Source organism: Stutzerimonas sp. CXK-1 (assembly GCF_057738225.1).
The window spans coordinates 1,562,973-1,585,025 of sequence record NZ_CM173217.1; the positions used below are offsets into that span (position 1 = coordinate 1,562,973).

The following is a 22,053-nucleotide window of genomic DNA, read 5'->3' on the forward strand; positions in this document are numbered from 1 at the left end:
TCGAAACTTGGATTATGCTCGGTAAAAGCCAGCATGGCTGCGCTGTGACCCGTTTCAAGCAGGAGGGTTCGACCATGAAAGCACGGCTCAATCAAATCATCTGGAAAATGGCAGTCGCCCTCGGGCTGGTCGAGCCGCCGCGCATGCAGCCGATCCCGGTACGTGCCCAGCGCGACGCCGCCGCCCGGCCGCGTCGCCGCTGAGCTGCCGCCGCCGCGGGGCGGCGTTCACTGCCCGGGGATTGGCGGTCCGCCGCGTTCGGTTGCCCGTTGGTAAGCCGGACGCGTTTGGATGCGTGCCAGATAATCCATCAGTCGCGGGCGGCTCTCGTTCAGGCCGGCCCGGGCAGCGGCCGCTTCGATCGGATAACTCATCTGAATGTCGGCCGCGCTGAATTCGTCGCCGGCGAACCAGCGGGTCTTGGCCAGTTCGGCCTCCATATAATCCAGGTGCAGGTCCAACTGCGGGCCGATGAAGGCCTTGTTGGCCTTGGTGGCGATCGCCTTTGCGATAGGTCGGACAAAGAACGGCATCGGCGCCTGCGCCACGCGATCGAATACCAGCCGTAGCAGCAACGGCGGCATGGCCGAGCCCTCGGCGTAGTGCAGCCAGTAGCGATAGCGCAGATAAGCCGGCGTACCCGGTGAAGGCCGCAGACGGCCTTCACCATGCGCATCCAACAGGTACTCCAGAATCGCCGCAGACTCGGCGACAGTCAGGTCGCCATCGGTCACGACCGGGGACTTGCCGAGCGGGTGCACCGCCTTGAGGTCGGCCGGGGCGAGCAGGGTATCCGGGTCGCGCGCATAGCGGCGTAGCTCGTAGGCGAGCCCTAGCTCCTCGAGCAGCCAGAGCACGCGGTGCGAGCGGGAATGTTCCAGATGGTGGACGGTGATCATGCGGATTCTCGGCGAAGGGTGCGGCTGCAAGCATAGACGCTCTGCCGGCTCCGGCCCGGCTGTGGCAGACTCGCCGCCGAGGTGAACCGTGTCCCGACCGTCCTGCTCCCGCTGCCAACGCCCATCCGATCGCTGTCTGTGCGCGCTGATCCCATCGCTCGAGAGCCACGTGCAGGTCCTGATTCTGCAGCACCCAAGCGAGGCACGGCATGCGCTCAATACGGCGCGCCTGGCTGCGCTCGGGCTGCGCAATGCCGAGCTGCGCGTTGGCGAGAGCTTTGCGCCGCCGGCGGACGAGTTGCCAAGCTACCTGTTGTTTCCTGCCGATGATGCGCTCGCGCCGTCGTCGCTGGCTGCCTCCGGGCCGCTGCGCCTGATCGTGCCCGATGGCACCTGGCGCAAGGCGAGAAAGCTGCTCTATCTGAATCCCTGGCTGGCGGCGCTGCCGCGCATTGCCCTGCCGGAAGGGCTGGCCTCGCGCTATCGTTTGCGCAAGGCGCCAGAGCCGGGCGCGTTGGCGACAGTGGAGGCGATCGCGACCGCATTAAACCTGCTGGAAGGTACGCAGCGCTTCGATGCGTTGTTGCGGCCGTTCGACGCTCTGATCGACGGGCAGATCAGTGCAATGGGCGAGGAGCTTTACCGGCGACATCACCCCGATGCGCCGGGCTAGCGACTCAGGGGCGGGCAGAAACGTCCAGTGTCTTCAGGCGAAGGATGTAGAGCGTCACCAGTGACGCGCTAAGCAGCATGCCGATACGTGCCCAGAACAGCGGTACCAGCCAGCATGACAGGCCGATGCTGGCCCACATCAGCACGAGCGTGTAGACCTTGCCGCGTAGCGGAATGCCATTGCCTTCCAGGTAATCGCGAAACCAGGGCCCCAGGCTCGGATGGTTCACCAGCCACAGGTAGAACCGCTCCGAACTGCGCACGAAGCAGGCGGCGGCAAACAAGAGAAAGGGAGTGGTGGGCAGGACCGGCAGAAAGATGCCGATCACTCCGAGACCGACCGCCAGCCAGCCTACCGTCAGCAGCGCATAGCGCAACACCGGGTTGCGATAGCGCTGCACGTCGCGGTGGGCCATGGCGCTGGCCTTGTGTCAGTGGCGCCGAGGCTTGAGCAGGGCCGGTTTTTCCTCGGGCGCATGACAGATCAGGTACAGCGCGGTGAGGATTTCCGGAATTTGCGACACCATCTCGGCCACCAGTTCGGAGCTGGCCGCGATCTCGGCGAACTCAGGCTGCTCATCGAACAGGCCGGACCCCACCATGATCGGCAGCAGCAATTCGCTGACTTCCTCTTCGGCCTCCTCGAACCAGGCTTCCTCGCGCAGGAAAACGCCTTCCATGAAGCCGATGCACCAGCCGCGAAGGTCGGATTCGTCCGGCTCGTCACCGAGGTCGAGTTCGCAGGGGAGCTCCATGTCCTCGTCGCTGGCGAGCTGGCGGGCAATGTGCGCCTTGAGCTGAACCAGCGTGGCCTCGATGGCCTCGCGCTCGGTGTCGTCCTGATAGTGCGGCGGCTCGGCGAACAGCGCGTCGATCCACTCGCGCTCCGGTACCTGCTCGGAGCAGATGGACAGGGCGGTCAGGTAGCCATGCGCGGCGATGTAATCAAGTGCTTCCTCATGCAGGTCATCGGCGTCGAGAAAGACCTGCAGGCGGGTGAGTTGCTCAGCGAAAGACATCGGGAACTACCTTGGGGGACGAATTCAGGCGGATTCTAGACGAGCCGCGAAGCAGAGGCCACTCGCCGGCCCGACGAGCGCTATACGAGGGCTGCGGCACGACCGGCGGCAGCCCGTCGGCGGACCCGGGGCGGCACCTGACGTATACTGCGCGCCTTGTTTCGGAGACCGGCATGCTCGACCAGGCACAACGCATCCTCAAAGACGTTTTCGGCTACGACGCCTTTCGCGGCAATCAGGCGGCGATCATCGAGCGGGTCGCCCGTGGTGGCGACGCCCTGGTGCTGATGCCGACCGGCGGGGGCAAGTCGCTGTGCTACCAGGTTCCGGCGCTGTTGCGTGACGGGCTGGCCGTGGTGGTCTCGCCGTTGATCGCGTTGATGGAGGATCAGGTCGCCACGCTGGATGAACTCGGCGTGCCGGCGGTAGCGCTCAACTCCATGCTCGAGGCCGACGCGCAGCGCGAGATCGCCGAGCGTATTCGCCGCAACGAGATCAAGTTGCTGTACCTGGCACCCGAGCGCCTGGTGCAGCCGCGCATGCTGGCCTTTCTGCAGCGACTGAACATTGCGCTGTTCGCCATCGACGAAGCGCATTGCGTGTCGCAGTGGGGCCACGATTTCCGCCCCGAGTACCTGCAGCTTGGCCAGCTTGCCGAGCTGTTTCCCGAGGTGCCGCGCATTGCGCTGACGGCCACTGCCGACAAGCGGACCCGCGAGGAGATCGTTCGGCGCCTGCATCTGCAGGATGCCGAGCGCTTTCTGTCCAGCTTCGATCGGCCAAACATCTTCTACCGCATCCTGCCCAAGGACCAGCCGCGCAAGCAGCTGATGGGCTTTCTCGCCGAGCGTCGCGGCGATGCCGGCATTGTCTATTGCCTGTCGCGCAAGAAGGTCGAGGAGGTCGCCGAGTTTCTTTCCGCCCAGGGCTTTCCGGCGCTGCCTTACCATGCGGGGCTGCCCAACGAGTTGCGCGCCTATCACCAGAAGCGCTTTCTCAATGAGGAAGGCCTGATCATGGTGGCAACCATTGCCTTCGGCATGGGCATCGACAAGCCCAACGTGCGTTTCGTCGCTCACCTGGACCTGCCCAAGTCGCTGGAGGCCTATTACCAGGAAACCGGGCGCGCCGGGCGCGATGGCCTGCCGGCCGATGCCTGGATGGCCTATGGCCTGCAGGACGTGGTCTTTCTCAAACAGATGCTGGCCAATTCCGAAGGTGATGAACAGCACAAGCGTGTCGAGCTGCACAAGCTCGACGCCATGCTGGCGTTGTGCGAGGAGACGCGCTGCCGGCGACAGGCACTGCTGGCCTATTTCGACGAGGTGCTTGCCGAGCCCTGTGGCCATTGCGACAACTGCGTCGATGGTGTGCAGACCTGGGATGCCACCGAGCCGGCTCGTCAGGCGCTGTCGGCGATCTACCGCAGCGGACAGCGTTATGGGGTTGGCCATCTGGTCGACATCCTGCTTGGCAAGGACAACGAGAAGATCCGCAGCTTCGGCCATCAGCAGCTCTCGGTGTTCGGCGTCGGCAAGACGCTCTCCGAAGGCGAATGGCGCACGCTGTTTCGTCAGCTGGTCGCGCGCGGTCTGGCAGACGTCGATCTCGAGGGCTACGGCGGTTTGCGCCTGAGCGAGAGCTGCAGGCCGTTGCTGCGTGGTGAGGTGCGCCTGGAGCTGCGTCGCGAACCCGCCGCGAGCAAGGCGCCGCGCAGCGGTGCCAGCCCCGCCAGCAGCCTTGTCCGCCAGGAGGAGCGCGAGACCTGGGAAGCGCTGCGCAGCTTGCGTCGCAAACTGGCCGAAGAGCATGGCGTGCCGCCTTATGTGATTTTTCCGGATGCGACGCTACTGGAAATGCTGCGTAGCGGCCCGCGCACGCTTGCCGACATGGCTGGGGTCAGCGGCGTCGGTGCGCGCAAGCTCGAGCGCTACGGCCAGGCGTTTCTCGATGTGCTGCAGGGCGGTGCCAACGTCGAGCGAAGTGCCGGCGATCTGCGCCACGAACTCGTTTCGCTGGCTCGCTCCGGCATGACGCCAACGCAGATCGCGCGGCAGCTCGACTGCACCGAGAAGAATGTCTACGCCATGCTCGCCGAAGCCATCAGTGCGCAGCAGCTGAGCCTGGAGCAGGCACTCGACTTGCCCGAGGCGCTGCTCGAGGAAATCCAGGCGGCTTTTCTCGACGGCGAAGGCGAGCTTCCCGGCGTCGCCGAGGTGGCCCCGCTATTCACCGGCCGCGTGCCCGATGCGGTGCTGTATTGCGTGCGTGCGGCCCTGCAGGCGGAGTTCGAACTGTAACCGGCTGCGTCAGACCTGCAGGGGCAATGTGCCGCTACGCCTGCTCTGTAGCGCGCTGCAGCAGTGGGTGGCCATCGGCGCTGATTGCATCACGCCATTGGTAGTCTTGCCTGCGTTTCGAGGCTGTGGTTAGCTCGCTAATAATTAGCAATTCTGGAAACCCAGACCTCATGTTTACCGAGCAACACCGCTTTGCCATGCAGCTGGCTCAACTGTCGCGTGGCTGGCGCGCCGAACTGGATCGGCGTCTGGCCGACCTGGGCCTCTCACAGGCCCGTTGGCTGGTTCTGCTGCACCTCGCCCGTTTTGATCATCTCCCCACCCAGCGCGAGCTGGCGCAGAGCGTCGCCGTGGAAGGGCCGACCCTGGCACGCCTGCTCGACAGTCTCGAGGCGCAGGGCCTGGTGCACCGTCAGGCTTCGCCCGAGGATCGGCGCGCCAAGCGGATCTCCCTCGGCGAGCCGGCGCTGCCGCTGATCCGCAGGATCGAAGCGATCTCCACGCAGGTCCGCGAAGAGCTGTTCGCCGGTATCCCGGAGGAGGACCTGCGCAAATGCCAGCAGGTCCACGCACGCATCCTGGCCAACCTCAACAAGCGCTGAGTCAGAAGCTGCGGCCGAGGTCGAGGTAAAGCGCCTGCTCGTCCTCGTCGTTCACGCCGTAGCCGATGTTGAGCGGGCCCAATGGCGTGTCGTAGCCCAGAAAGACGCTGCCGGCGTTGATATAGCCGCTATCGAACGCGTTGCCCTCGTTCCAGGCCCGGCCGCGCTCCAGCGAGGCGCCGAGGTACACGGGGAAATCCAGCGGCAGAAATGCGCGTGGCGTCATGCGCCGGTAGTAAACGACCCGGCCAAGGCTGATGTTCTGCCCGGCGACGGCATCCTGGCGAAAACCCGACAGCTGACGCGCACCGCCGAGCAGGAAGCTCGAAGTGACCACCTCGGCGTCGTCCAGCGTGCGGCCGTAGCGGCCACCGAGCACCCAGGTGTTCGGTCCGTGACTGAGGGCCTTGTCCAGCCGCAGCTGCCACTGCCGATAGCGCTCATCCGAGCCGAGACCCGGCGTGTATTGCCGCAGTGTCAGGCCGATGTCCTCGCCCTCATGCGGGAAGTCGACATTGTCGAGCGTGTCGAACGAATACCGGAGTTCGTAATAACCCTCGCTGAAACTGAAGTCGGGCAGATCGCGTTCGCCGATCCGCACGTCGGCATCGCCCCAGGCCTGGCCAATGCCGAAGCGGATCTCGCCGTTGTTGGCGATCTGCCGCCCGAGATTCAGGCCGTAGCCATAGCGCTGCAGGCGGTATTCGGCGATCGGATCGTTGTCGAGGATGGCCTCGACGTTCTGCGCCTCGAGAAAGGCATTGGGCGCGACGAACCAGCGTGAGCCGGCATCGAGCGGCTGGTAGAACTCGCTGAACAGCTCCTGGCGATCGCCCAGTTGCAGGCGCGTGAGCCACTCGGCGCCGAGCTGGTTGATGCCGTTCTTGCGAAAGCTCGCGCCGATGTTGTAGACGCTGTCGCCGTGGAAATCGTCGGACAGGTTCAGGCCTAGTCGCAGATAGTCGGTGCCGGCCCGTTTCTGCTTGGCATTGACCACCAGGGTGTTGCCGCTCCGGCCATGCTCGACGCGATACTCGACCTGCTCGAAATAGTCCAGGCCATAGAGCGTGCCCATGTCCTTCTGCAGGTCGCCGAGGTCCAGCGGCTCGCCGAGCGGCTGACGGATGTGCCGCCGAATGACAGCGTCCGAGACCTTGGAGTCGTTCTCGATGCGAATCGCGGTTATCACCGGTGCGCGCGGCTCGGCGCTGCGCGCCAATGTCAGTGCCGGGTTGCCGCCGGTGGGGCTGCGCCAGTCGGCCAGGCGACCTTCCAGTGCACGCGTGGCGCGGTAGCCAGCATCCATCAGCTGTTCGGTGCTGCCGAAATCGGTCGAGCCATAGGCCGCCAGCGGTGGCTGGATCAGCAGGTCCTCGCCGCGCAGGGTTGCCAGTTGGGCCTCGGAGTTGCGTCGCGTCATCATGGTGATCGACTGGTTGAGTACGTCGACCACGGTGAGCAGCTCGTCACGGGGCATCAGCGGGGTACCGATGTCCACCACGATCAGCCGATCGACGCCCATGTCCCGGGCGACATCCATGGGGATGTTGTCGACCATGCCGCCATCGACGAGCAGGCGGCCCTCGATTTCCACCGGGGCGAACACGGCGGGAATCGACATGCTGGCGCGAATCGCCTGGGGCAGATGGCCGCTGCGAAAGATCACCTTTTGATCGTTGGCGATGTCGGTGGCCACCGCGCGGAACGGGATGGGCAAGCGATCGAAGTCACGCGTGTCGCTCACGTGAACCAGCAGCCGCTCGAGCAGAAGGGCCAGGTTCTGCCCCTGGATCACCCCCAGCGGCAGGCCCAGGCTGCCATCGTCGCGGAAGCTCAGCTTGCGCTTGACCAGAAAGTCGCGGTCATCCTGCTTGCGTCGGAAGGGGACGTCCGGGCGGGGCGGATCGTCGGACAGCACCTGACGCCAGTCCAGGGTTCGGGCCAGCTGTTCCAGCTCGGCTACCGTATACCCGGAGGCGTAGAGCCCGCCGATTACCGCACCCATGCTGGTGCCGGCGATGGCATCGATGCGCACGCCCTGTTCCTCGAGTGCCTTGAGCACGCCGATATGGGCGAGCCCCCGCGCCGCGCCGCCGGAAAGGACCAGGCCGGTCCTCGGCGCATCCTGCGCGTTCGAGAGGGCGGGCAGACAGCAGAACAGCAGGATCATCAGCGAGCGGAACATGGCGCGACCCAGAGAGCAGGAGAGGGCGGAGGTCGGGCATTATAGGTCCCCTGCCACGACAGGAGCCGTGCCATGGCTGCCGCAAGACCGGAAATCGTCATCACCTATTGCACCCAGTGCCAGTGGCTGCTTCGGGCGGCCTGGCTGGCGCAGGAGCTGCTGTCGACCTTTGCCGATGATCTGGGTCGCGTTTGCCTGGAGCCCGGCACGGGCGGTGTGTTCCGCATCACCTGCGATGGCCGGGAGATCTGGGAGCGCAAGCTCGACGGCGGATTTCCCGAGGCGAAGGTGCTCAAGCAGCGGGTGCGTGACCAGATCGATCCGGGGCGTTCGCTCGGTCACAACGACCGCCCCTGATTCGCTCAGGCAACGCCCGGCTCTGGGGGTGACGAGCTCTTCAGGCGGCTGGTGACAATGCTCGCGATGATGATCAGCGCACCGCCGGCGAGCATTCGCAGGCTCGGCTGCTCGGCGAACAGCCACCAGGCGATGGCGATCCCGTAGACCGGCTCGAGCGCAAAGATCACCGAGGTCGTGCGGGCCTTGAGCACCTTCAGGCTGGCCACGAACAGGCTGTGCGCCAGGCCGGTGCAGAGTACGCCGAGCAAGGCGATCCAGAGCCAGTCGCGTGGCGGCACGCTGGTGACTGCCGGGCCGGCGAAGGGCAACAGGACGAGCGCTATCGTCAGGTTCTGCCAGAGCGCCGACTGCACCGGGTCGATGCCGCGCGTCACGGCCCGGTTGAGCAGCGACACCAGGGCGAACAGCAAGCCGGACAGCACGCCGTACAGCAGGCCGTTGGTCGCGGTGCTGGCGAGCTCGAACGAGGGTGTGACCAGCAATAGGCCGATGCACACCAGGCCGACCATGGCGTACTCGGCCGGGCGCGTGCGCTCGCGGAACAGCACGCCTTCGAGCAGCACGGTAAAGGCCGGAAAGCTGGCGAAACCCAGGGTGGCGATGCCCACGCCCGCGACCTTGACCGCGATGAAAAAGGTCAGCCAGTGCGCGCCGAGCAGCAACCCCCCAGCGGCGAGACCCAGGCAGCGACGCCAGTCCGGGCGTTCACCGCTACGCGGCAGCAGCAGCGCGACCAGCAGCAGGATCGCCACCGCGAAGGCGCCGCGGCCAAAGGTGATCATCAGCGGGGCGCTGCCGGCGAGTTTGCCGAAGATCCCGGACAGGCCGAACATCAATGCGCCCAGATGGATCGACAGCAGGGCGGTGCGCGGGGTCATGCCAGGCGCGCTCCCGCCGGCAGCGGCAGCTCGAACCCGGCGAGCACTACCCGGCCGGATGCGTCATGCACGCCAGTGATCAGCACATCCGAACGCACTCCGGCGACGCGCTTGGGCGGGAAGTTGCAGACGCACAGCACCTGGCGGCCGATCAGCTCGGCGGGCTGGTAATGCCCCGTCAGCTGCGCGCTGGACGTCTTGATGCCGAGCGGGCCGAGGTCGACCTCCAGCACGTAGGCCGGCTGGCGCGCCCGGCTGTTGGGCTTGGCGCTGCGAATGGTGCCGACGCGCAGGTCGACGCGTTCGAAGTCGGCCCAGTCGATGAGTTCCAAGGCTGTTCTCCTGCTTTCATGGGAGCCCGCATGGTGGCAGGCCGGGCCATGCGGGTCTGTCGCGCCAGTCCTGCTATTTGTCGCGCGCCTCGCGGCGCAGCGCGCGCGGTGTATCGCCGAACGCGCGCGCCAACGCTGCGGTAAAGGCGCTTTGCGAGGCGTAGCCGACCCGCGCGGCGATTTCGCCGACTGGAAGCCTCGTTGTCTGCAGCAACTGGCGGCCGCGCTGCAGGCGGCGCTGGCGAATGAACGCCATTGGCGTGCTGCCGGTCTCGGCGAGGAAGCGTGCATGCAGCCGCGAAGGCGAGAGGCCGATCTGCCGTGCCAGGTCGGCGACCTGTAGCGGATGGGCCAGGTGGCGATCGATGAAGCCGAACAGCTGCAGGAGCGGCTGCTCGGAGTCAGGTATCTGACTGGAGGTCTCGTTGGCGAGCAGCGTCAGCAGCAGCGCGGCGCCCTGGCTGGCCAGCAGGGGGTCGCCTACTGCGCTGCGTGCCAGCCAGTCCAGCAGAGGCTGTTGCGACGGAGCGAGGCAGTGCACGGCGGGGCGCTCGAGCAGTCGTCGGCTGGGTTCGGTCGCCGCGCCCAGGCGTTCGAGCCAGGCATCGTCCGGAATGTCGAGCACCAGGCAGTCGCTGCCGGCAGGGCTGCCGCAGGCATGGTGCGTCGTCTGCGGAATCACCGCGACCATCTGCTGCATCACGGGGTTGCCGCGGCCGGCGATCTCCATGTCCAGCCGGCCGCGCAGGCCGAATACCAGTTGGACATGATCGTGGCTGTGGGCGATGACATCGTGCTTGTAGCGACGCAGCGAGAGGATGGCACTCACCTTCAGGGTCTCCTGGGGGCAAGGCGCCGAGTGTAGCGCCGTTTCCCTCAGAGAATGACCTTGTCGCGCAGCTTCTGTGCGGCCTGGTTGAGCGCCTGGATGACGCGCTCCTTGTCGAAGTTCTCCACGCCGTTGGTGTCCAGGTACATCGAGAAGCCCGGCAGTTCGTGTTCGACGAAACTGGACGTTGCGCCCAGGTCGCGGCGGAAATCGACCACCTGATAGATCTGTACCGGGCGGGAAAAGCCCTTGACGCTGATCTGCCCCTTGTCGCGGCACATGATCACGTCCTTCACCAGCGAATAGGTCTCGTGGGAGATGAGGATCTCGCTGGCTTCGGCCGCGCTTTCCAGCCGGCTGGCGAGGTTCACTTCGCGGCCGATGATGGTGTAGTCCATGCGGGTATCGGCGCCGAAGTTGCCGACCGTGCAGTAGCCGGTGTTGATGCCCATGCGGATCTCCATGGGCTTGGTGATGCCCTGCGCCCGCCATTGCTGGCGCAGTACCTTCATGTGTTTGCGCATGGCGATGGCCATGGAGACCGCGGCCACCGCATCTTTCTTCGCGCCCTGGCTGGTGGGGTCGCCAAAGAACACCATGACGCAGTCGCCGACGAACTTGTCGATGGTGCCGCCGTACTTGAGCGCGATCTTTGACATTTCGTTGAGGTAGTTGTTGAGCAGGTCGGTCAGCGCCTCGGCCTCGAGCTCCTCGGACAGTTCGGTGAAGCCCTTGATGTCGGAAAAGAACACCGACAGCTTCTTGCGCTGGGTTTCCAGTTTCACGCTGCGCTTGCCGGAAAAGATCGACTCCCATACCTGAGGCGAGAGGTATTTGGCGAGATTGCGCGCCAGGCGGGCGGCCTTGGCCTGTTCCAGTTCGATCTCGGTGCGCGCCTGGGCCAGCCGGATGCCTTGCTGGTGGACGTAGTACGCCGTGGCGCAGATGTACAACGAGGTGACCAGCACGCTGACCAGCGAGACCAGCGGCGGCGTGGTGCCGAGCAGCTGCACCGGCGTCAGCAGGCAGCCGGCGGCGATGGCCAGCGTCGCGCAGAGCAGCGCGAGCAGCAGGTGTCGCAGGCTGCCCACCACCAGCGCGCTGAAGCACAGGGTAAGCATGAACATCAGGCTTGGCACCACCGCGAAATCGAGCAGCACGACGCCGGCGCCGGCATTGAAAGCGTCCAGGCAGAGCAGGACCTGCGAGGTGCGTTCGGCGTGGTCGCGCTTGAAACGGTAGGACAGGTGGTAGGCAAGATGCGGATAGAGCAGTGCGTAGGGCACCATCCACAGCAGGTCGAGCGAAAAGAACTGCGTGTAGGTGCCGGCGGCTAGCGTTGCCGCGCAGGCCAGATAGGCCAGGACGCGCGAATAGTATTCACGCAACGTGCGGGTGGCGAGGCCGTGCCGGCGTTCGGCCGAGATGGTGCTCATCTAGCTTGCTTCCCTGAAGTTAACGACGCCTTCGTGTCGGCGCTCGATCGCCATCCGCGACGAATCTCTGACGGTCTGGATGTGCGATGCGGTCATCCTGTCGTCGAATGCAAGCTTCGATCCAGAGCGGCCGCGCCACCGCGCAGGCGATGATAACCAAGGGCCGCCCGCTCGCCAAACGGGCAGCGCCGATTGCGCTGACAGCCGGTCAGAAGCGGATGCGACCGATCAGCATGTCGCGCAGCATCACCCAGTCGCCCATGAAGCTGTACAGCGGGTACTTGAAGGTGGCCGGGCGGTTTTTCTCGAACAGGAAGTGGCCGATCCAGGCAAAACCATAACCGGCCAGCGGCATCGCCAGAAGCCAGCGCCATTGTTGCGAAGCCAGCGCATAACCAAGGATGCCAAGCACCAGAAGACTGCCGATGAAATGCAGGCGACGGCAGGTCCGGTTGCTGTGCTCGGCAAGGTAGAACGGGTAGAACTCGGAAAAGCTGGCGAAACGCTCGGCGGTCTGGGTGCTCATGGCAACCTCCTGTTGTTATGGCGCCGCCACGCGGCGCGTCGGGTAGGCCCTGTAACCCTAACAACGACAGGCTTGCAGGCCAGTGGCTGCCGGTGCCAGTTTAGTAGCCTTGTGGCACCGCGACCGACCGCACGACGGAACAAGAACAATGAAGCAGTTACGCACCACGTCCTCCAGCTGGGCCGGCGCCATGGCCCTGGCGCTGGAGCGTGCCGGTCTCGACAGTCGCAGCCTGTTCGCCGAGCTCGGCCTGGACTACGGCGTCCTGGCCGACCCCGACGGACGCATCGCTCAGGACGACATGACGCGGCTCTGGCGGCGCGCGGTCGAGCGATCCGGCGACCCTTCCATTGGCTTGAACCTGGCGCAGGTCACCCATCCGGGCTGTCTGCATGTGGTGGGCTATGCGCTGATGGCCAGTCGGACGCTGAAGGAAGGTCTGGAGCGGCTGGTGCGCTATCAGCGGATCATTGCCGAGGGCGCAGACTTGCGTTTGTGTCGCGAGGGTGGCGCCTATGCCCTGGCGCTGACCGTTCATGGCGACACGCTGACGGCCAGCCGGCAGGCCGGCGAAGCGTCCTTGGCTGGCTGCCTGGCCTTCTGTCGCTGGCTGGCCGGCGACGCGCTGCATCCGCTGGAGGTGCAGTTCCGCGACGAGCCGCCGGCCAGCCAGCAGCGTTATGCGCAGTTGTTCCAGGCCCCCTTGCGGTTCGGCCGGCCAGACTATCGTCTGGTGTTCGCCGCCGAAGACCTCGAGCGACCGCTGCCCACGGCCAACGAGGCGCTGGCGCAACTGCATGATCGTTTCGCTGGCGATTACCTGGCACGCTTCGCCGGCAACCCGACCACCCATCGTGCACGCCAGGTGCTGTGCCGGTTGCTGCCTGGCGGCGAGCCGCGCCGCGAGGCGGTCGCGCAAGCGCTGCATCTGTCCGAGCGCACCTTGCAACGACGGCTGCAGGAGGAGGGCAGCAGCTTCCAGCAATTGCTGGACGAAACGCGCAAGGAACTGGCCGGGCAATACCTGGCGCAGGCGGACATGGCGTTGCTGGAAATAGCCTACCTGCTCGGCTTTGCCGACCCGAGCGCGTTCTTTCGCGCCTTCAAACGCTGGTACCGGCTCACACCGGGTGAATACCGTGCGCTGCGCGGCGACAGCGAGGAACCTGCGTCGGGCACAATGGCCATATCAACTGTCAGGCGCTGACGATGGCGCTTCCTCTGACCCTTTCGACGTGGTGATCAATTGGCTTCCAGTCTGCTCGCTCTACTCGACGATATCGCTTCGATTCTCGACGACGTCTCGGTGATGACCAAGGTCGCCGCCAAGAAAACCTCTGGCGTGCTGGGCGACGACCTGGCCCTCAACGCCCAGCAGGTCACCGGCGTTCGCGCCGACCGCGAGCTGCCGGTGGTCTGGGCGGTGTGCAAGGGGTCGCTGCGCAACAAGGCGATCCTGGTGCCGGCGGCGCTGGTCATCAGCGCGTTGGCGCCCTGGCTGATCACGCCGCTACTGATGCTTGGCGGTGCCTTTCTCTGCTACGAAGGCTTCGAGAAACTCGCGCACCGCTTCCTGCACGATGACGGCGAGGCGCGCAACCGCGCGAGGGAGGCGCTGTGCGACCCGGCGGTGGACATGGTCGCCTTCGAAAAGCGCAAGATCAGCGGCGCGGTGCGCACCGACTTCATCCTTTCCGCGGAAATCATCGCCATCACCCTCGGCACCGTGGCCGATGCACCGCTGTCGCAGCAGGTGGTCGTGCTGGTGGGAATCGCGATCATCATGACGCTCGGCGTCTACGGCCTGGTCGCCGGCATCGTCAAGCTGGATGACCTTGGCCTGGCCCTGAGCAAGGCCGGCAGCGCAGCGCTGCAGGGCATCGGGCGCGGCATTCTGGCGCTGGCGCCCTGGCTGATGAAAACGCTGTCGGTCGTCGGCACCGCGGCGATGTTCATGGTTGGCGGCGGCATTCTCAGCCACGGCATCGGCGCCGTGCATCACTGGATCGAAAACAGCGCCGAGCAGAGTCTGGCCATTCCCTATGTCGGGAGCGTTCTCGGCGGTCTGCTGCCGACGCTGCTGAACGCATTGTTCGGTGTCCTCGCCGGAGCGCTGCTGCTCGCGCTGGTCAGTCTCGGCGGGCGCCTGTTCCGCCGCGGGCAGGAGGCCGGCGAAGCCCCTCGTCAGTGACGCCAGAACGCCGGCGTGAGCAGCACCAGCACGGTGATGATCTCTAGCCGGCCAAGGAGCATGCCGGCCGCGAGCAGCCACTTGGCCGCGTCGGGCAGCGTGGAGAAGTTGCCGGCAGGGCCGATGATGTTGCCCAGCCCGGGGCCCACGTTGCATACCGCCGTGGCGGCGCCAGTCAGCGCAGTGACCAGGTCCAGCCCGAGGAACGCCAGCGCCAGGGCGAGCAGGCCGATGGTCATGGTGATGAAGAACGAGAAGGTCAGAATCGAGCGGACGATTTCCTCGTCCAGATTGTGGCCGTTGTATTGCTGCGAGATCACCGCGCGCGGATGGATCAGCTGGCGCAGGTTGGCGCGCAGCAGCACATAGGCGACCTGGAAGCGGAAGATCTTCAGCCCGCCGGTCGTCGAGCCCGAGCAGCCGCCAAGAAAGGTCAGGTAGAAGAACGCCATCATCGCGAAGCCGCCCCAGAGGCTGTAGTCGCCGACTGCGAAGCCGGTGGTAGTGACCACCGAAACCACGTTGAAGGTCACCATGCGCAGGGCGTCGATCAGCGACTCGTCATGATTGACCCAGTACCAGGCGGTGAGCAGCAGGCTGGCCCCGGTCACGATCACCAGAAACCCCTGAACCTGCTCGTCGCGCAACAACGCGGTGCGGTGGCCGCGCAGCATTGCCACATACAGTGTGAACGGCAGGCTGCAGAGGATCATGAAGACCACCGCGACCCAGTGCGAGGCGGCGCTGAACTTTGCCATCGAGGCATCCGAGGTGGAAAACCCCCCGGTGGAAACCGTCGACATGGCATGGTTGATCGCATCGAAGTTGCTCATGCCGGCCAGGCGGAAGCCGATGAAAGCCGCAGCGGTGAAGCTCACATAGATGGCGATCAGGTAGCGGCCGGCGACATGCGAGCGCGGCACGACCTTTTCCGACCAGTCTGAGGATTCGGTCTGGAACAGGCGCATGCCACCGACGCGCAGCAACGGCAGGATCGCCACCGCCATGCCAATGAAGCCGATACCGCCGAGCCAGTGCAGGATCGAGCGCCACATCAACAGGCCGGGCGATGCGCTGTCGAGCCCGGACAGCACGGTGGAGCCGGTGGTGGTGATGCCCGACATGGTCTCGAAGAAGGCGTCGGTATAGCTGATGTGCTGCAGCAGCATCATCGGCAGCGCCGCGAAACAGCAGACCACCAGCCAGCTCATGGTGGTCAGGAAGTACATGTCGCGCGGGCGCAGCTTGGCGTTGTCCGGCTTGCCCGGCGCGATGAGCGCAAAACCGCAGCCAAAGGTGATCAGACTGGCCCAGAGAAAGGCGTCCAGCTCCTCGGTGCGATCGAACACCAGCAGCGCGCCCATGGGAACGCTCATGCTGGCCGCGAGGGTGACGAGGAAAATGCCGAGGATGAATCCGATAGTGCGCAGCGTCGGCAATGCCATTGAGGGGCTCGGCTTGGATAAACGAGGCCGCACATTCTACCTGCGCGGCTGCGCCAGTAAACCGGTCGGCGCTTCCTGTCGGCGGGAGAATTTTCTTCAGCGGCGGGGCCTTCCCAAGTGCTTGCCGATGGCTAGAATAGCGCGCTCGGGCGCCGGCCCTTTCCGGTTTCCTCGTAGTCACTTCCATGTCCGCGAACAATCCCTGCCTTACGTGCGGCGCCTGCTGCGCGCACTTTCGTGTGTCTTTCTTCTGGGGCGAATGCGCCTCTTCCGGCGGTACCGTGCCGGACGATCTGACGGTACAGATCAGCCCCTTCCACGTGGCCATGCGTGGCACCGAGAGCAAGCCGGCCCGTTGTATCAGCCTGCTCGGCGAGGTGGGCTGTGGCGTGCGCTGCACGGTCTACGAGCAGCGCTCGTCGCCCTGCCGCGAGTTCCAGGCAGCGTGGGAGAACGGCGAGCCGAACGAGCGCTGCGATGCGGCACGCGCGGCGCATGGCCTGCCGCCGCTGGTGCCGCCGCTGCAGCCTCATCTGTCACCGGATCGCGTCGCCTGAGGCCTTGCCCGACTCCTTGCGGTTGTACCTGTTGCCGCCGGCACCACTAGAATGTCGGCCAACGTACCGAGGAGTTAGAGATGGAAGCGCTCGACCTGCTGCTCAAACGTGTTTCGGTGGCGCGCCTGTGCGAGCCGGCTCCCGATGCCGAGCAACTCGAACTGATGTTCCGTGCCGCCCTGCGTGCCCCGGACCACGGACAGCTGCGGCCCTGGCGTTTTCTTACCATCGCGGGCGAGGGCCGTGAGCGGCTCGGAGAGGTGTTCGCCGAGGCAGTACGCCAGCGCGATGCACAGGCCTCCGACGAGGCTCTGGAAAAGGCGCGCCGCATGCCGCTGCGGGCGCCTTTGCTGGTGGCGGTGATCGCACGATTGCAGGAGCACCCAAAGGTGCCACACAGCGAGCAACTGCTGGCTGCCGGCTGTGCCGCACATGGCCTGCTGCTGGCAGCGCAGGCATTGGGCTTCGGCGGAATCTGGCGCAGCGGCGAGCTGGCCTTCGATGCGCAGGTGGCCAGCCGGCTCGGCCTCGGCGGCGACGAGCGTCTACTGGGCTTTATCTACCTGGGTTCGCCAGAAGGCCGCGTGCGCACCGCGCCGGAGCTCGATCCGGTCGATTTCGTTTCGCCGTGGCCAGGCGCGTCGAGCTGACCCTCATGCGCTTGTCGCCGCGCTGAGCGGCAGCTGCAGTGTGGCGACGAAACCGCCCTGCGGATGATTGCTCAGCAGCAGCTTGCCACCATGCCGTTCGGCCGCGCGACGGGCGATGGCCAGGCCCAGGCCGTGGCCGGCGGCGGTCTGTCCGGGAGCGCGGAAGAAGGGTTCGCTGAGCTGCGGCAGGTGATCCTCGTCGACGCCGGGACCATGATCGCGGATGGTCAGTTCGAGGTTGTCGCCCATGGTTTTCGCGCTGATCTCGATCGGTTCGCCCTCCGGGTTGAACCGCAGGGCGTTGCGCAACAGGTTGTCCAGGGCGCGTTCGAGCATGTCCGGCCAGCCTCGCAGGGCGATGCCCGGCTCGATCCGGCTGTCGATGCGCTGCCCTGGTGCAACCAGACGGGCGTTTTCCCTGAGCTGCTCGAAGAGCTGCTCGAGCGCAATCGCGACGCGATCGCCGGGGTCGGCGTCCAGCCTGGCCAGCTCGAGAATCTCCTGGATCAACGCCTCCAGACGGTCGCATTCGCGCCGCAGGCGCGGCCACAACACTTCGCGTTCCTCGGGGGTGGCGCGTTCGGCCAGTCCCAGCGCGATGCGCAGGCGGGCCAGTGGCGAGCGCAGCTCATGCGACACGTCGCGCAGCAACTGGCGTTGGCTGCTGATCAGGCTCTGCAGGCGTGCGCCCATGCGGTTGAAGTCGCGCGCCAGCGTGCCCAGCTCATCGCGGCGACGCGAGAGCCGCGCCAGTGAGTTCTGCTGGTAGGTCGTCTGGCCCAGGTCGTGGACGGCGCCGCGCAATCGGTCGAGTGGACGGGTGATCGACAGCGTCAGCAGCAGGCTGAAGCCTGCGAGCACCACCAGTGCGATCACCAGCGCGCTGACCGGCCAGAGCAGGCTGCCGCGGTGCCAGGCCTGCAATTCGGTATAGGGAATGCGATAGATGAACAGGTAGGTCGCGCCCGTGGCCGGGCTGGTGTAGTCGTCGGTCAGGCGGCGCCAGGGCAGACTCTGGTCGCGACGGCTCTGGCGTGCCTCGAAGATCGCCGCGCGTGCCGGAAAGGTGCCGCGGATCACCGGCTGGCCGTTCTCGGCCAGCACCTGAACGTCGACGCCGAAGCGTCGACGGTGCTCCTCGAGATACAGCTGCGCGGCCGTGGGGCCGTGCATCTCGTAGACCGCTGTCCAGGTCGGGGCCAGTCGGTTCACCCCGGGGTGCCGGCTGAGGATCCAGGCGTCCTGATTCAATGCATGGCCCAGCAGCAGGGCCAGGCCGGCGACCAGCGCGATAGCCAGCCAGAAGGTAGCGAAGATTCGCCAGAACAGGGAACGCACGGTCGGCCTCCACGGCAAAGCCCGCCGCCGACGCAGCCACCTCAGGCGGCTGCTCGACGACGGGCGGTCAGAATGATGGATCGATCAGCTTTTCGCGCCTTGTTCGGCCTTCCACTTGAGAAACGCCTCGCGCTCGGCACGTTTTGCTTCCATTTTCCGCTGCATGTCGTCGAACTGCTTCTGCTGTTCCGGCTTGAGCAGGGCCTGGATCTGCTGACGGGTCTTGTCCTGGCTGCTGGCCAACTCGTCCTGCATGGCCTTGCGCTCGGCGGCCGGGAGCTTGTCGAGATAGCGCTGGGTGATCTCGTGGCGAGCCTTCATCTGCTGGCCCATCAGCTGGCGGATTTCGCGCTGCTGGTCGCGGCTGAGATCGAGTTGCTCGAACAGGTGACCGGCGCGCTTGCCCTGGCGCTCGCCGTGGCCGGCATCAGGCATGGCAAAGGCAAGGGTGGGCAGGGCGGCGACGAGCAGTAGGGCGGTCAGGGATTTGCGCATGATGTCATTCTCCTTTCTGGGGGCCGGTGCCGCGTGCCGTAGTCGGGCGTCTGCACCGGATGGAGCCCAGTCTAGGGGGCGCAAGGTCAGCTGCAGTCAGCGCTCGGTAAAGCCTGGGTAAAGACCTCAGGGCGCGTACAGGTAGCCACGGCTACGCAGCGCGACGATCCGGGGCCGGCCATCGGCGTGTGGCCCGAGCTTGCGTCGCAGGTTGCTGACGTGCATGTCCAGGCTGCGGTCGTAAAGCGTGAGCTTGCGGCCCAGGGCCAGCTGCGCGAGGGCCTGCTTGTCGAGCGGTTCACCGGGTTGCGCAAGCAGCGCTTCGAGAATCCGGCCTTCGGACAAGGTAAGGCTGATGTCCTGGTCGTCGATGCTGGCAACACCGCGCGCCGGGCTGTAGCAGAGATCGCCAAGCTCCAGCTGCGTCGGCGCAGCCGGTGCCTGGCTGCGGCGCAGCACCGCACGTAGCCGGGCGGTCAGCTCGCGGGGGTCGCACGGCTTGGCGAGGTAGTCGTCTGCGCCGAGTTCGAGGCCAAGAATGCGATCCAGCGGCTCGCCGCGGCCCGAAAGCATCAGCACGGGCAGGTTCGGGTGGTCGCTGCGCAACTGCTTGAGCAGTTCGAGGCCGCTGCCGTCGGGCAGCATCACATCGAGCACGACCGCCGCGGGCTGGCGCTCGGCCAGCGCCTTGCGTGCGCTCTGGCCGTCATGGCAGGCATGGGTCGCGAAGCCTTCCTGGGTCAGCCAGCTGCCGAGCAGTTCGCACAGTTCCTCGTCGTCGTCGATCAGCAGAAGTTCGGTCATGGTCGTCGGGTCAGTTCAGCCATTCGCGTCGCCGGCGGCCACGGGTGAGCAGCAATCCGAGGATGAAGCTGATCACACCGACCGCCGCGCCGGTCACGAACCACTGTTGATCGTCGCCCAGCAGCGGCGCGGGTGCGGCCGGCGCCTGTTGCGAGGCCTGCAGCTGCAGTTTCAGGCGCTGGTTCTCCTGGCGCAGGCGCGCGAGGGAAGCCCGGGTCGCCTCGATGTCGAAATCGAGTACCTGGGGCACCACGGCTGCGGGGGGCGCCTGCGGAGCGCTCGCTTCGGCTGTTTCAGGCGCGGGGACCGGCGCTTCTACAGCCTCTTGCGCAAAGGACAGGGCAGGCGCAGACGCCAGGGCCAACGAGATCAGTAGCGGAGCGGGGCGCATCGGGACTCCTTTCCGGGGTGGGCGCATCGAGGTGATGCGCCGGCTTGGTCCGCTATCGGCTCAGGGCAGCACTTTCTTGAAGGGCTTGACGAGCACGTCGCTGTATACCCCGGCGGCCTTGTACGGATCGGCCTCGGCCCACTCGCGTGCCGCCTCCAGGGAGTCGAACTCGGCGACCACCAGGCTGCCGCTGAAGCCCGCTTCGCCGGGGTCGTTGCTGTCGACGGCCGGGTGTGGGCCGGCCAGCACCAGGCGCCCCTGCTCCTTGAGCTGCTCGAGGCGGGCAAGGTGGGCGGGGCGGGCGGCAAGGCGGTCCTTCAACGAGCCGGGGGCGTCGGTAGCGATGATGGCATACAGCATGGTGACTCCTTGGGTTCGGCGTCCGGCCACGGCGGGCAGGCGCGAGAGGTGAGAGGCGGCGATAATAGCAAACCGACCGGCGCGGAAAAGTTGCCGCGGCGAAGCGCCTCTGGCGCCATGGTCGCACCTCTGTGCGCACCACTGGTCGAACCTGCAAGGCGTCCGCCCGCAACCGGATCGGACAGCCGTAGCGCCCGGCGTTAAACTCGGCGCCTGTTTACCTGTTGTGGCGCCGGGCGCCCGGCCCTCTGGAGAGTTCTGCTTTGATGACCGTCGATCTGCACTGCCATAGCACGGCATCCGATGGCACGCTGGCGCCAGCCGCGGTCGTCGCCCGTGCCCAGGCGCAAGGTGTGCGTCTGCTGGCGTTGACTGATCACGACACGCTCGACGGCCTGGCCGAAGCGCGCCAGGCAGCCGATGGCCTGGGGCTCTCGCTGGTCACGGGCATCGAGCTGTCCTGCCTCTGGAACGGGGCTACCATTCATGTGCTCGGCTATGGCTTCGAGCCACAGGCACCGGCGCTGCAACAGGCCGTCGCGGCATTGCACGAGGGGCGCTGGCAGCGGGCGCGCCTGATCGCGCAGCGCCTGGAGAACAAGGGGATGGCCGGCATGCTCGAAGCCGCTCGCGCAATCCAGCAGGAGCTGGGCGACAGCGGCAACGCGCCTGCCCGCCCGCATTTTGCCGAGGCCCTGGTGCGTGCCGGGCATGTGCGTGACCGTGGCGAGGCGTTCCACAAATGGCTCGGGGCGGGCAAGCTTGGCGACGTCAAACAGCACTGGCCGGCGCTGGAGCAGACGGTCTCCACCCTGCTCGACTCCGGTGCCTGGGTGAGCCTCGCGCATCCCTGGCAGTACGAATTCACCCGCAGCAAGCGGCGGCGGCTGGTCATCGCCTTCGCCGAGGCCGGTGGCCACGCGCTGGAGGTATCGAACGGCATGCAGCCGGCCGAGCAGGTTGGCAGCCTGGCGATACTGGCGCGCGAGTTCGGCCTGATGGCAACGGCCGGTAGTGACTTTCACGGGCCGGGGCAATGGTCGGAGCTGGGGCTGTATCGCGCGCTGCCGGATGATCTATCGCCGTTGTGGCGGCATTTTGGCCACAGCCGGCTTTCGGCGGCCGGCTGACAGGGAGTAGCAATGAGTCAGTTCTTTCAGATTCACCCCGACAATCCGCAGCCGCGGCTGATCAAGCAGGCGGTGGAAATCATCCGCAACGGCGGCGTAGTGGTGTATCCGACCGATGCCAGCTATGCCATCGGTTGCGCCATCGGCAACAAGGCGGGCATCGAGCGCATTCGCCGGATTCGTCAGCTGGACGACAAGCACAACTTCACCCTGGCCTGCCGCGATCTGTCCCAGCTCGGGGTCTTCGCCAAGGTCGATACGGCCGCCTTTCGTCTGTTGAAGGCCAACCTTCCCGGGCTCTACACCATCATCCTGCCGGCCACCCGTGAGGTGCCGCGCATGCTGCTGCATCCCAAGCGGCGCACCATCGGCCTGCGCGTGCCGGACAAGCCGATTGCGCAGGCGCTGCTGGCCGAACTGGGTGAGCCGCTGATGAGCGTGAGCCTGATCCTGCCCGGCGAGACGCTGCCGATGAGCGATCCCTACGAGATGCGCGACGTGCTCGAGCACCAGGTGGATCTGATCATCGATGGCGGTTACGGTGGTCTCGAAGCCTCGACTGTCATCAGTCTGGTGGACGATCAGCCGGAGGTGCTGCGCGTCGGTGCCGGCGATCCGGCTCCGTTCATGCTGTGACATTCCACTTGCAGGCAG

26 protein-coding genes are annotated in these 22,053 nt (G+C 66.0%); 11 read left to right on the forward strand and 15 right to left on the reverse strand.

Features of this window, described 5'->3' with window-relative positions:
* Positions 1 to 74: 74 nt before the first annotated feature.
* Positions 75 to 203, forward strand: a complete 129-nt coding sequence (locus AC0KXH_RS07420; RefSeq protein WP_256372458.1) for a PA1414 family protein — start codon at positions 75 to 77, stop codon at positions 201 to 203.
* A gap of 24 nt (positions 204 to 227) precedes the next feature.
* Here AC0KXH_RS07420 and AC0KXH_RS07425 read toward each other — a convergent pair whose 3' ends face one another.
* Positions 228 to 899: a glutathione S-transferase gene (locus AC0KXH_RS07425; RefSeq protein WP_165563636.1), complete on the reverse strand. Its 672-nt coding sequence runs from the start codon at positions 897 to 899 to the stop codon at positions 228 to 230.
* 88 nt (positions 900 to 987) lie between these two features.
* Here AC0KXH_RS07425 and AC0KXH_RS07430 point away from each other — a divergent pair, with 88 nt between their 5' ends.
* Positions 988 to 1,572, forward strand: a complete 585-nt coding sequence (locus AC0KXH_RS07430; protein ID WP_312570510.1) for a tRNA-uridine aminocarboxypropyltransferase — start codon at positions 988 to 990, stop codon at positions 1,570 to 1,572.
* A 4-nt stretch (positions 1,573 to 1,576) separates the two neighbouring features.
* Here AC0KXH_RS07430 and AC0KXH_RS07435 read toward each other — a convergent pair whose 3' ends face one another.
* Positions 1,577 to 1,987: a YbaN family protein gene (locus tag AC0KXH_RS07435; protein ID WP_312570511.1), complete on the reverse strand. Its 411-nt coding sequence runs from the start codon at positions 1,985 to 1,987 to the stop codon at positions 1,577 to 1,579.
* Between the two features lie 15 nt (positions 1,988 to 2,002).
* Positions 2,003 to 2,590: a UPF0149 family protein gene (locus AC0KXH_RS07440; protein WP_041105997.1), complete on the reverse strand. Its 588-nt coding sequence runs from the start codon at positions 2,588 to 2,590 to the stop codon at positions 2,003 to 2,005.
* 173 nt (positions 2,591 to 2,763) lie between these two features.
* On the opposite strand from AC0KXH_RS07440, the gene recQ reads away from it, so the two are divergent.
* Both recQ and AC0KXH_RS07450 read left to right on the forward strand, forming a co-directional pair.
* Positions 2,764 to 4,890, forward strand: coding sequence for a DNA helicase RecQ (gene recQ / locus AC0KXH_RS07445; RefSeq protein WP_488224427.1), 2,127 nt, complete (start codon positions 2,764 to 2,766; stop codon positions 4,888 to 4,890).
* A 170-nt stretch (positions 4,891 to 5,060) separates the two neighbouring features.
* On the forward strand, positions 5,061 to 5,492 hold the full coding sequence (locus AC0KXH_RS07450; protein WP_041105993.1) for a MarR family transcriptional regulator: 432 nt from the start codon (positions 5,061 to 5,063) through the stop codon (positions 5,490 to 5,492).
* A gap of 1 nt (position 5,493) precedes the next feature.
* Here AC0KXH_RS07450 and AC0KXH_RS07455 read toward each other — a convergent pair whose 3' ends face one another.
* A complete protein-coding gene (locus AC0KXH_RS07455; protein ID WP_061338437.1) occupies positions 5,494 to 7,677 on the reverse strand; it encodes a patatin-like phospholipase family protein in 2,184 nt (727 codons plus the stop codon).
* A gap of 72 nt (positions 7,678 to 7,749) precedes the next feature.
* Here AC0KXH_RS07455 and AC0KXH_RS07460 point away from each other — a divergent pair, with 72 nt between their 5' ends.
* Entirely contained in the window at positions 7,750 to 8,034 is a 285-nt protein-coding gene (locus tag AC0KXH_RS07460) for an Rdx family protein (protein WP_043219539.1), read from the forward strand.
* 5 nt (positions 8,035 to 8,039) lie between these two features.
* Here the strand turns inward: AC0KXH_RS07460 and AC0KXH_RS07465 are convergent, their stop codons facing one another.
* From AC0KXH_RS07465 to AC0KXH_RS07485, 5 genes are all read right to left on the reverse strand, one after another.
* Positions 8,040 to 8,915, reverse strand: coding sequence for a DMT family transporter (locus AC0KXH_RS07465; RefSeq protein WP_269262677.1), 876 nt, complete (start codon positions 8,913 to 8,915; stop codon positions 8,040 to 8,042).
* Complete coding sequence (locus AC0KXH_RS07470) at positions 8,912 to 9,247, reverse strand: tRNA-binding protein (protein ID WP_061338435.1); 336 nt, start codon at positions 9,245 to 9,247, stop codon at positions 8,912 to 8,914. The genes AC0KXH_RS07465 and AC0KXH_RS07470 overlap by 4 nt, the downstream gene beginning before the upstream one ends.
* Before the next feature lie 73 nt (positions 9,248 to 9,320).
* Positions 9,321 to 10,067: a helix-turn-helix domain-containing protein gene (locus AC0KXH_RS07475; RefSeq protein ID WP_165564182.1), complete on the reverse strand. Its 747-nt coding sequence runs from the start codon at positions 10,065 to 10,067 to the stop codon at positions 9,321 to 9,323.
* A gap of 56 nt (positions 10,068 to 10,123) precedes the next feature.
* Positions 10,124 to 11,512 (reverse strand): adenylate/guanylate cyclase domain-containing protein, encoded by a 1,389-nt coding sequence (locus AC0KXH_RS07480; protein ID WP_041105983.1) that lies wholly within the window; start codon positions 11,510 to 11,512, stop codon positions 10,124 to 10,126.
* A gap of 208 nt (positions 11,513 to 11,720) precedes the next feature.
* A complete protein-coding gene (locus tag AC0KXH_RS07485) occupies positions 11,721 to 12,038 on the reverse strand; it encodes an Mpo1-like protein (protein ID WP_061338810.1) in 318 nt (105 codons plus the stop codon).
* A 148-nt stretch (positions 12,039 to 12,186) separates the two neighbouring features.
* On the opposite strand from AC0KXH_RS07485, the gene AC0KXH_RS07490 reads away from it, so the two are divergent.
* Together AC0KXH_RS07490 and AC0KXH_RS07495 are read left to right on the forward strand one after the other, a co-directional pair.
* Positions 12,187 to 13,245 carry an AraC family transcriptional regulator gene (locus AC0KXH_RS07490; RefSeq protein WP_488224428.1) on the forward strand — a complete coding sequence of 353 codons (1,059 nt, stop codon included), beginning with the start codon at positions 12,187 to 12,189 and terminating at the stop codon, positions 13,243 to 13,245.
* A 39-nt stretch (positions 13,246 to 13,284) separates the two neighbouring features.
* Entirely contained in the window at positions 13,285 to 14,229 is a 945-nt protein-coding gene (locus tag AC0KXH_RS07495) for a DUF808 domain-containing protein (RefSeq protein ID WP_043219542.1), read from the forward strand.
* On the opposite strand, the gene AC0KXH_RS07500 is transcribed toward AC0KXH_RS07495, so the two are convergent.
* A complete protein-coding gene (locus AC0KXH_RS07500) occupies positions 14,223 to 15,674 on the reverse strand; it encodes a TrkH family potassium uptake protein (RefSeq protein ID WP_043219545.1) in 1,452 nt (483 codons plus the stop codon). The genes AC0KXH_RS07495 and AC0KXH_RS07500 overlap by 7 nt on opposite strands.
* Positions 15,675 to 15,859: 185 nt before the next feature.
* On the opposite strand from AC0KXH_RS07500, the gene AC0KXH_RS07505 reads away from it, so the two are divergent.
* Together AC0KXH_RS07505 and AC0KXH_RS07510 are read left to right on the forward strand one after the other, a co-directional pair.
* Positions 15,860 to 16,231, forward strand: coding sequence for a YkgJ family cysteine cluster protein (locus AC0KXH_RS07505; RefSeq protein ID WP_061340662.1), 372 nt, complete (start codon positions 15,860 to 15,862; stop codon positions 16,229 to 16,231).
* An 80-nt stretch (positions 16,232 to 16,311) separates the two neighbouring features.
* Complete coding sequence (locus AC0KXH_RS07510; protein ID WP_165563629.1) at positions 16,312 to 16,881, forward strand: NAD(P)H nitroreductase; 570 nt, start codon at positions 16,312 to 16,314, stop codon at positions 16,879 to 16,881.
* Positions 16,882 to 16,884: 3 nt separating this feature from the next.
* Here AC0KXH_RS07510 and AC0KXH_RS07515 read toward each other — a convergent pair whose 3' ends face one another.
* The 5 genes from AC0KXH_RS07515 to AC0KXH_RS07535 all read right to left on the reverse strand — a co-directional run bounded on the left by AC0KXH_RS07515 (position 16,885) and on the right by AC0KXH_RS07535 (position 20,269).
* Positions 16,885 to 18,219, reverse strand: coding sequence for a sensor histidine kinase (locus tag AC0KXH_RS07515; protein ID WP_043219551.1), 1,335 nt, complete (start codon positions 18,217 to 18,219; stop codon positions 16,885 to 16,887).
* An 84-nt stretch (positions 18,220 to 18,303) separates the two neighbouring features.
* Positions 18,304 to 18,714, reverse strand: coding sequence for a hypothetical protein (locus tag AC0KXH_RS07520; RefSeq protein ID WP_041105969.1), 411 nt, complete (start codon positions 18,712 to 18,714; stop codon positions 18,304 to 18,306).
* A gap of 126 nt (positions 18,715 to 18,840) precedes the next feature.
* A complete protein-coding gene (locus AC0KXH_RS07525; RefSeq protein ID WP_041105967.1) occupies positions 18,841 to 19,518 on the reverse strand; it encodes a response regulator transcription factor in 678 nt (225 codons plus the stop codon).
* Positions 19,519 to 19,528: 10 nt separating this feature from the next.
* A complete protein-coding gene (locus tag AC0KXH_RS07530) occupies positions 19,529 to 19,909 on the reverse strand; it encodes a hypothetical protein (protein ID WP_043219556.1) in 381 nt (126 codons plus the stop codon).
* Between the two features lie 60 nt (positions 19,910 to 19,969).
* Complete coding sequence (locus tag AC0KXH_RS07535) at positions 19,970 to 20,269, reverse strand: YciI family protein (protein WP_041105963.1); 300 nt, start codon at positions 20,267 to 20,269, stop codon at positions 19,970 to 19,972.
* A gap of 266 nt (positions 20,270 to 20,535) precedes the next feature.
* Here AC0KXH_RS07535 and AC0KXH_RS07540 point away from each other — a divergent pair, with 266 nt between their 5' ends.
* Both AC0KXH_RS07540 and AC0KXH_RS07545 read left to right on the forward strand, forming a co-directional pair.
* Positions 20,536 to 21,399, forward strand: a complete 864-nt coding sequence (locus tag AC0KXH_RS07540; protein ID WP_043219559.1) for a PHP domain-containing protein — start codon at positions 20,536 to 20,538, stop codon at positions 21,397 to 21,399.
* A gap of 12 nt (positions 21,400 to 21,411) precedes the next feature.
* A complete protein-coding gene (locus tag AC0KXH_RS07545; protein WP_041105959.1) occupies positions 21,412 to 22,035 on the forward strand; it encodes an L-threonylcarbamoyladenylate synthase in 624 nt (207 codons plus the stop codon).
* Positions 22,036 to 22,053: the final 18 nt, after the last annotated feature.